Here is a 7,429-nt window from a genome sequence, read left to right as displayed (position 1 = left end):
CGTGCGGTGTAGGAATTGCGTAGGCGCCTTATCAGGCTTTTCCGGTTGATTCAGCGGCGCAGGCTGAGATGACCATCCAGCCCACGCCGCCATGAGGCGTTTTTAATGCCAGGAACAAACCACCTTGCCGCAGCTACCGGCATCCATCAGGTCGAAACCCTTCTGGAAATCGTCGATGTAGATCTGGTGGGTGAGCACCTTCTGCAACGGGAAGCCGGTGAGCACCATCTGGGTCATCTTGTACCAGGTTTCGTACATGCGGCGGCCATAGATGCCCTGCAGGGTAAGGCCCTTGAAGATCACCTTGTCCCAGTCGATGCCCGCGCCCTTGGGCAGGATGCCGAGCAGGGCGACCTTGCCGCCGTGGTACATGCAATCGAGCATGTCGTTGAAGGCGCGCTGGTTGCCACTCATTTCCAGGCCCACGTCGAAGCCTTCCATGTGCAGGTCTTTCATCACGTCCTTGAGCGACTGGTTGGCTACGTTTACCACGCGGGTGGCACCCATGTCGGCGGCGAGCTTGAGGCGGTAGTCGTTGACGTCGGTCACCACCACGTTGCGCGCGCCCACGTGCTTGGCAATGCCCGCGGCGATGATGCCGATCGGGCCGGCGCCGGTGATCAGCACGTCTTCACCCACCATGTCGAATTCCAGCGCACAGTGCGCGGCGTTGCCGTAAGGGTCGAAGAACGCGGCCAGCTCGGAAGGAATCTGATCCGGAATCGGCCACAGGTTGGAGGCCGGCATGCTCATGTATTCGGCGAAGGCACCGTTGCGGTTCACGCCGATGCCCACGGTGTTCGGACACAGATGCTGGCGGCCGGCGCGGCAGTTGCGGCAATGGCCGCACACGATATGGCCTTCGGCGGAAACACGATCGCCCACTTTGTAGCCAGTGACGCCCGGGCCGATGTCCACGATGCGGCCGACGAACTCATGGCCGATGGTGAGGCCGGGCTTGATGGTGCGCTGGGACCACTCGTCCCATTTGTAGATATGCAGGTCGGTGCCGCAGATGGCGGTTTTTTCCAGTTTGATCAGCACCTCGTTCGGGCCGATTTCGGGCACTGGCACTTCTTCCATCCAGATGCCTTTTTCGGGCAGGCGCTTGACCAGGGCTTTCATCATTTGCGGCATGGGGGACATCCAGGGCGGGGAAGCGCGCATTATAAAGTGCTACCTGGAATGCGCCTGACGCGCCGCGACACGACAAAGCGAACATCGCTGACTTGCCCGCGGCGTGTCACCTTCGGCAACGTGCAAGGCGTCGCGCCACGCGATAGCGTGAGCTACGCGCCCTTCACCACGGTGCCGATAGCAGGGGAGGGCTGGGGGCAAAGCCCTGAACGCCCCGAGATCCGTCGCCCCGGCCTTCGCCGGGGCGACGGATCAAAGGAGGCACGAAGCATTCAAGCCAGGCTCCTACAAATCCAGCCGGTCGTAGCTGCGTTTGAAGATGACGGGTTGCTGCAAATCGTTGGGCTTCCAGCTTTCCGTCACGGTCAAATGATGGCCATCCGCCGAACGCACCCAGGATTGATCGAGCTGCGTGCCATCGTCGAACGTCATCGAGATGGTCATGCCGTTAGGGGTGAGCTGCGTTTGCACGCGTGCGGTGCTATTGAGCGATTGACGCTGCATGCCATCGAAGCGCGTATCGAGGCGGTCGGTGTTGTTGTAATCCACGTGCAAGCCCTGGCTGCTCTGCTGCACGTTCAAGAACGAATCATCGGCGAGCAGCGGTGGTGTCGGGTCCTTGGGCGGGGTGCTCTTATCGCTGCTGCTGGCGTCCTGCGAATCGTGATGGCCATGGCGGCCACCGCCACCCATGCGCCCTCCGCCCATGCCGCCTCCCATGCCATGGCCGCCACCGTGTCCACCGAAGCCGCCGTTCGACGCTGCCGGCGATGTACCGCTCGAACTTGCTGATGGAGGGCGCGAGGAAGGTGCCTGCTCGTGTTTCTTCTCCGCATGCAGTCGCTGCGTGATCACCGCGGCGCTATCGCTTTGCTTGTCGTCGAGCTGCCAGATGCCGCTGAAAACCGGTCCCTGGGCCGAGGCTTGTGCCATCGCGCAGGTGATGGGGAGCAAACCGGCGGCAAATAACAGGCACGACGGACGGGGCAGGGAACGCGGCATGGACAACATCCTGGTTGGGCAAACTATCCGATCAACGCGCCATGGGTGTGTCGGGTGTACAGCTTCGCAAGCCTCGTGCAAGATTGGCTGCGAAGCCCAGCCGTTACACTGTGTTGATGCCAGTCGATCGCCGACCCCTCGCCATATTCCTGATGGGTCCGACGGCGTCGGGCAAGACCGCGCTTGCTTGCGCCCTGAGCAAGCGTTTTCCGCTTGGGCTTATCAGCGTGGATTCAGCCTTGGTGTATCGCGGCCTGGATATCGGCGCCGCCAAGCCGGACGCCGCCACGCTGGCGCGTTACCCGCACGCCTTGATCGATATCCGCGACCCCAGCGAGCCCTACTCGGCCGCCGATTTCAGCACCGATGCGCAGGCGGCCATGCAGCGCATCGGCGGGGCCGGGCGCATTCCTTTATTGGTCGGCGGCACCGGTTTGTACTTCCGGGCGTTGCAGCGCGGCTTGTCCAGCCTGCCGGATGCCGATGCGGAGGTGCGCGCGCAACTGGCGGAAAAGGCTGCCGCCATCGGATGGGAAGGCATGCATCGCCGCCTGGCGGAGCTCGACCCGCAAGCCGCCGCTCGCATCAAACCTGGCGACGCGCAGCGCATCCAGCGTGCGCTGGAAGTGATCACGCTCACCGGGCAGGCACTCAGCGCCCAGCAGCAGGGCGGCCGTGGCCAGCCGTTCCCCTGGCGCGTGCTGAAGCTGGCGCTGCTGCCGCAAGACCGTGCTCCGCTGCACGCCCGCATCGCCCGGCGCTTCGACGACATGTTGCACGAGGGTCTGCTCGACGAAGTGCGTGCGCTGCGCCGGCGTGGCGATCTCACCCCTGACCTGCCGGCTTTGCGCGCCGTGGGCTACCGTCAGGCTTGGGAGCATCTGGATGGTCTTTACGATGCGGCCGAGTTGCGCAACCGGGGCATCTTCGCGACTCGCCAGCTGGCCAAGCGGCAAATCACCTGGCTGCGCAGCGAACTCGACGCTCGCGTGCTCGATCCGGAGCAGGGCAACCTGCTGGGGCGGGCGGCAGATGCCGTAGGATGCTTCCTGGCGGCAAAGTGAGAGTTAGTTGTAAAAAAGATGACGTCATTCCGTTATGTCTTTGTCATCACTTACAAAACTCTTTCATCCTCGATTTAAAAGCGGTTAACATTCCAAAAGCTCGGGTCGGGGCACCAGTTGGTGCCGTCTTTTTTCCGATCCATCCGTAGATGGGGGGAGAACAAAAAATGTCAAAAGGGCAATCCTTGCAAGATCCATTTCTGAACGCATTGCGCCGTGAGCGCGTACCGGTCGCCATCTATCTGGTGAATGGCATCAAGCTGCAGGGCACCATCGAATCCTTCGATCAGTTCGTGGTGCTGTTGCGCAACCAGGTCAGCCAGATGGTTTACAAGCACGCCATCTCCACCGTGGTGCCGAGCCGCAACGTGCGTGTGGGCAACGGCCACGAAGGTCACGAAGGCCACGAAACCCACCTTGAGCACGCGTCGGTCGAAAGCGAAGGTTGATCCACTCTGTTCGATAGGCAGAAGAAAGGCGAACGGGCTGTATTGGTCCTCCCGCACTCGCGCGGGGAAGGCGATGCGGCCGAGCGCGCGCAAGAGTTCGTCGAACTGGTGAAGTCCGCCGGCGCCGAAGTGCTGGCGGGCATTCCTGCGCGCGTGGAAACACCCAACCCGCGCTATTACATCGGCACCGGCAAGGCCGACGAAGTGGCCGAGGCGGTGCGTGCGCTGGAAGCGGACGTGGTGCTGGTGGACCATCTGCTTTCCCCGGTGCAGGAGCGCAATCTGGAAAAGCTGCTCAATGTACGCGTCGTCGACCGCGCCGGACTCATTCTCGACATCTTCGCCCAGCGCGCCCGCTCCCACGAAGGCAAGCTGGAAGTCGAGCTGGCCCAGCTCAAGCACCTGGCCACCCGGCTGGTGCGCGGCTGGACCCACCTGGAGCGCCAGCGCGGCGGCGCCATCGGCCTGCGCGGCCCCGGCGAAACACAGTTGGAAACCGACCGCCGCCTGCTCGGCGAGCGCGTCAAGATGCTCACCAAGCGGCTGGAAAAAGTGCAAACCCAGCGTACGCAGCAACGCCGTGCGCGCCTGCGCAACACGGTGCCGCGCGTGGCGCTGGTGGGTTACACAAACGCCGGCAAATCCACCCTGTTCAATGTGCTCACGCAGGGCGACGTGTATGCAGCGAACCAGTTGTTCGCCACGCTCGATCCCACGGTGCGCAAGCTGGAGGATTTGAGCTGTGGCCCGGCGGTGCTGGCCGATACGGTGGGCTTCATCCGCGAATTGCCGCACGACCTGGTCGCCGCCTTCCGCGGCACGCTGGCCGAGGCGCGCGATGCGGACCTCCTGCTGCACGTCAGCGATGCCGCGGATGAGGAACGCGAACGCCTGCACCAGGTCGTCGACCAGGTGCTGGAAGAAATCGGCGCCGGCGACGTGCCGCAACTGCATGTGATGAACAAGATCGACCTTGCCGGTGGCGAGCCGCGCATCGTGCGCAATGCGGAAGGCCTGCCGCAGCAGGTATGGCTGTCGGCGGCGACCGGGGCAGGCCTGGATCTGCTGCGCGACGCACTCGGCGATTGCCTGGGCGGCGAACGCGTGCAGTCGGAGTTGCGCTTGCCGCTGTCGGCCGGCCGGCTGCATGCCCGCTTGCGTGCCGCCGGTGCCATTGCGGAAGAAGCGGTGGACGAAGAAGGCTGGCGGCTGCGCATCGATGCACCGCGCAGCGTGCTGGCGCCACTCACCGGTGGGCAAGGGCAGGACGTGGAGTTGTTGCGCGGATTGCTCGGCAGTCCCGATGCGGCGCTATAACGCCTGTTTGTAACCGCCGTCGGCCGGATGAGATCCCCCATCGGGAAACCCTGATGCGTGTCGAGATGTCATCCTGGTATCTACGAACTGCCGGCACGGCAAGCCTGTATGAGGACAGAGCGGCTTAATGTTATCCGTCTCTGCTAGAATGCGACCGTTTGTGCGCCACTCCAACCGGGTGCTTGCACGCCCACTATCCGTCACCATGTCCCATCCCGTACCCAGCGTTTTCCGGCCGTTGCTGCCGGCCTCCCAGCGGCCTCAAGGAGACTGACCATGGCCTGGAACGAACCCGGCAACGGGCAGCGTGATCCATGGAACAAGAACAAGCGCGGTGCCGGCGGCGGTAAGCCCGGCATCCAGGCGGCCCTGAAAGATCTGCTCAAGCGCGTCGGGCGGCTGGGCGGTCCCGGCGGCATTCTCACCATCGTGGTGGCCATCCTGCTGGCGTGGCTGCTGCTGACCAGCTATGCGGTCATCGGTAGCGGGCAGGTGGGCGTGGTGCAGCGCTTCGGCGCCTATGCACGCATCCTCGCTCCCGGCTTCCATCTGAAGCTGCCGGCGCCGATCGAAACCGTACAGCCCGTGGCGACCTCGCGCGTGCGCGCCATGTCGGACCAGATCCGCATGCTCACGCGCGACCAGGACATCGTCACGGTCGATTTCAACGTGCAGTACCAAGTGACCGATCCGCAAAAGTACCTGTTCAGCACGCGTGATCCGGACGGCACGCTCAATGAGGCCGCGCAGGCGGCCGTGCGGGCGGTAATCGGTGCGCAGGCCATGGACGACATCCTCACCGGCCAGGGTGATGCCAATGCGCCAGCGCCCCATCTGGGCAACCTGCAGCAGCAGGTACGCGATCAACTGCAGCACACACTGGATGCCTACGATTGCGGCCTGCAAGTGACCGACGTGAGCTTCCAGGCCATCACGCCGCCGCAAGAGGTCAAGGACGCCTTCGACGACGTGGTCGCCGCGCGCCAGGACCGCCAAGGCTTGATCGACCAGGCCAAGGCCAATACCAGCCAGGACATTCCCAGCGCCAAGGGCGACGCCCAGCGCCTGGCGGCCGAGGCCGAAGCCTATAAGGCCGAACGCATGGCGCGCGCCGAGAGCGATGCCGAGCGCTTCAACCTCATCCTCAAGGAATACCGCGCCGCGCCGGACGTCACCCGCCGCCGCCTCTGGCTGGAAACCATGGAAGACATCCTGCACGCCAGCAACAAGGTCATCGACGGTTCCGACGGTCGCAGCGTCATCAACATCGAAAACGACCGCGGGGAAACCGCGCCGGCCGCCAATCTGCCGGGCGTCGGCACGGTGGCGCCATCCGGCAATGGGCTGGGCGACGAAGCGGACAAGGGGAAGCAGCCATGAAGACCACCGCTGCGATCATCATCGTCCTGCTCATCCTGCTGGGCTTCAACAGCTTTTATACGGTCGGCGAAGGCCAGCAAGTGCTGGTGATGCAGTTCGGCAAGATCCTGCGCACCGATCGCCAGCCCGGCCTGCATGCCAAGGTGCCGCTGCTGCAGCAGACACTGACGCTGGACGACCGCATTTTGTCCTTCGATGGCGCGCCGCAGCGTTACGCCACCTCCGACAAGCAGAGCGTCAACGTCAGCTATTACGTCAAATGGCGTATTGCCGATGCGTCCGATTACTACCGTGCCAGCGGCGGCGATGAGCTGCAGGCCGGCCAGCGCCTGAGCCCGATCATCAGCAATGCGCTGCGCAACATCGTCAACGCGCACAGCATGGACCAGCTCATTGCCGGTGGCCAGGGCGACATCGCCGCGAGCACGTTGCAGCAAGCCAACGAGCAGACGCAGAAGACACTGGGCGTGTCGGTAGTGGATGTGCGCATCACCAGCATCGAGTTCCCCGACGACGTCAAGGCGGCCGTTTACAAGCGCATGCAGACCGAACGCCAGCAGCAGGCCGCCGCCATCCGCGCAGATGGCAAGCAGCAGGCCGAAGCGATCAAGGCCGAAACGCAGGCGCAGGCGCAGGTGATTCGCGCCAAGGCCGAAAGCGACGCCGACAAAGTGAAGGGCGAGGGCGATGCGCAGGCCGCGCAGATCTATGCGCAGGCCTATGCGCAGGATCCGGATTTCTTCGCCTTCTACCGCAGCCTGCAGGCGTACAGGAAATCGTTCGGCGACGGCAAAGGCACCATCATTCTCCGCCCCGATTCCGAATTCCTGCGCTATTTCGGCAACCCGGCTGCCGCGCCGACACATCGCTGAGCAGGGTCATGTCACACGATTTCTACGCGGCGCTGTGCCTGGTGCTGGTGATCGAAGGCCTGTTTTTGTTTGCCGCGCCGCATGGTTGGCAGTCGGTGATGCGCGAGGCCTCCCGGATGGAGCCGCGCACCTTGCGCGTCTGTGGCGCGATCGCCATCGGCATCGGATTGATCACCTTGCGGCTGATGCATTGAAACAAGTTTCACCA

At 63.8% G+C, this 7,429-nt stretch carries 8 protein-coding genes; 6 read left to right on the top strand and 2 right to left on the bottom strand.

The annotated features are described in order from the left end of the window. Positions 1-102 precede the first annotated feature (102 nt). Together tdh and VMA74_RS10355 are read right to left on the bottom strand one after the other, a co-directional pair. Positions 103-1,137 carry an L-threonine 3-dehydrogenase gene (gene tdh / locus VMA74_RS10360; RefSeq protein WP_325366680.1) on the bottom strand — a complete coding sequence of 345 codons (1,035 nt, stop codon included), beginning with the start codon at positions 1,135-1,137 and terminating at the stop codon, positions 103-105. A 285-nt stretch (positions 1,138-1,422) separates the two neighbouring features. Then, the gene (locus VMA74_RS10355) at positions 1,423-2,139 is read right to left on the bottom strand and encodes a hypothetical protein (RefSeq protein WP_325366679.1); all 717 of its coding nucleotides are present in this window, start codon (positions 2,137-2,139) and stop codon (positions 1,423-1,425) included. Between the two features lie 116 nt (positions 2,140-2,255). Between VMA74_RS10355 and miaA the strand changes: the two genes are divergently transcribed. The 6 genes from miaA to VMA74_RS10325 all read left to right on the top strand — a co-directional run bounded on the left by miaA (position 2,256) and on the right by VMA74_RS10325 (position 7,415). Next, positions 2,256-3,203 carry a tRNA (adenosine(37)-N6)-dimethylallyltransferase MiaA gene (miaA, locus tag VMA74_RS10350; RefSeq protein ID WP_325366682.1) on the top strand — a complete coding sequence of 316 codons (948 nt, stop codon included), beginning with the start codon at positions 2,256-2,258 and terminating at the stop codon, positions 3,201-3,203. A 167-nt stretch (positions 3,204-3,370) separates the two neighbouring features. Further along, on the top strand, positions 3,371-3,652 hold the full coding sequence (hfq, locus tag VMA74_RS10345) for an RNA chaperone Hfq (protein ID WP_325366678.1): 282 nt from the start codon (positions 3,371-3,373) through the stop codon (positions 3,650-3,652). A gap of 6 nt (positions 3,653-3,658) precedes the next feature. Beyond that, entirely contained in the window at positions 3,659-4,969 is a 1,311-nt protein-coding gene (gene hflX / locus VMA74_RS10340; protein WP_325366681.1) for a ribosome rescue GTPase HflX, read from the top strand. Positions 4,970-5,245: 276 nt separating this feature from the next. Next, on the top strand, positions 5,246-6,349 hold the full coding sequence (hflK, locus tag VMA74_RS10335) for an FtsH protease activity modulator HflK (protein WP_325366677.1): 1,104 nt from the start codon (positions 5,246-5,248) through the stop codon (positions 6,347-6,349). After that, positions 6,346-7,221 (top strand): protease modulator HflC, encoded by an 876-nt coding sequence (gene hflC / locus VMA74_RS10330; RefSeq protein WP_325366676.1) that lies wholly within the window; start codon positions 6,346-6,348, stop codon positions 7,219-7,221. The genes hflK and hflC overlap by 4 nt, the downstream gene beginning before the upstream one ends. An 8-nt stretch (positions 7,222-7,229) precedes the next feature. Then, on the top strand, positions 7,230-7,415 hold the full coding sequence (locus tag VMA74_RS10325) for a DUF2065 domain-containing protein (RefSeq protein ID WP_325366675.1): 186 nt from the start codon (positions 7,230-7,232) through the stop codon (positions 7,413-7,415). The last annotated feature ends 14 nt before the right edge of the window (positions 7,416-7,429 follow it).

This window comes from Dyella sp., assembly GCF_035508675.1.
Lineage (GTDB): Bacteria > Pseudomonadota > Gammaproteobacteria > Xanthomonadales > Rhodanobacteraceae > Dyella_B.
Note: the sequence above shows the minus strand (reverse complement) of the source record. Positions and strands in the feature narration are given on the sequence as shown.